Below are 990 nucleotides of genomic sequence, written 5' to 3' on the forward strand. Positions count from 1 at the left end.
GGAATGATGAATAAGTTTCGAGCTGTCTTCAGCATTGTAAATTGCTTTATTGAGCGCTCTTACACAACCTTTTAGTTCTAAACTATCACTGAGGTCGTAGCCTACGATTTTTCTTGAATACAAGTCCGTAATCAAGGCCAGATAACAGAATCCTTTTATGGTTCTAATATAAGTAATGTCAGAAGCCCAAACTTGATTCGGTCTATTGATTTTCAGGTCTTTTATGATGTTGTTGTACTTGTAGAACCTGTGATATGAATTGGTAGTTCTAGAAGAATATTTTTTTCTTCGAACCAGTAGATTATTCTCTCTTAAGATACGGAATAGCCTATCTCTACCTATTTTCAGGTGTAGATTTTGAAAATCATGATGTAATGATTTCATGAGTTTTCTAGTCCCTTCTCTAGGTAGAGTTCTTCTACTTTTTCGAACCAGTTCCACCACCTGTTTTTCCATTTGTTTTTTAATAACAAATCGTTTCTTGTATTTGTAATACGCATCTCTTTTTAAGGAGAAAGCATCACAAATAGCAGCTATAGAGTAGTGTCTATTTTTTTTGTTTTTCGGTGCTAATTTCATTAGGGCTTGATGTTTAAGTTTTTTTTTAATTCTTCAACATCTTTGTATCCTAGGTTTTGAGCAGCTACTTCCAGATAGGAATCATTAACAAGCTTATCTAAGTCCTTTTTAATAAGAAGGTCTTTGAGTTGTTTTAGTTCTTTCTGAAGAGCTTTAATACGGCTTAATTCATCGTCTGTTTGCACGGTTACACGGGTATTCATTAAATCTTTACGGTCATATTTTTTAATCCATACGTTTATAGTACTAGATTGAATACCGTAAGTTAATGCAATTTGTCTTTTGGAATGGTTTCCTTTAGTAAGTTCTGCTAATACTTTGAGTTTAAAGCTCTCGCTATAACGTTTCACATATCCATCATTTTTATACATATACATTTGTTTTAGTGTATACATATTTCAGGACGGGTCA

General features: G+C 33.0%; 2 protein-coding genes. Both read right to left on the reverse strand.

The window, feature by feature from the left end; genetic code table 11:
* Positions 1 to 579 (reverse strand): DDE-type integrase/transposase/recombinase (locus Q0856_RS17980; protein WP_298507217.1); only part of this gene is annotated, 579 nt, incomplete at its 3' end.
* The gene (locus tag Q0856_RS17985; protein ID WP_298507219.1) at positions 579 to 974 is read right to left on the reverse strand and encodes a transposase; all 396 of its coding nucleotides are present in this window, start codon (positions 972 to 974) and stop codon (positions 579 to 581) included. The genes Q0856_RS17980 and Q0856_RS17985, both read right to left, overlap by 1 nt.
* Positions 975 to 990: the final 16 nt, after the last annotated feature.

The sequence above is a fragment of the uncultured Maribacter sp. genome (genome assembly GCF_947496775.1).
Lineage (GTDB): Bacteria > Bacteroidota > Bacteroidia > Flavobacteriales > Flavobacteriaceae > Maribacter_B.

Excerpts from the sequence above, each read along its gene's own strand:
- Q0856_RS17985 (WP_298507219.1), bottom strand. The coding sequence starts at position 974 with ATGTATACACTAAAACAAATGTATATGTATAAAAATGATGGATATGTG.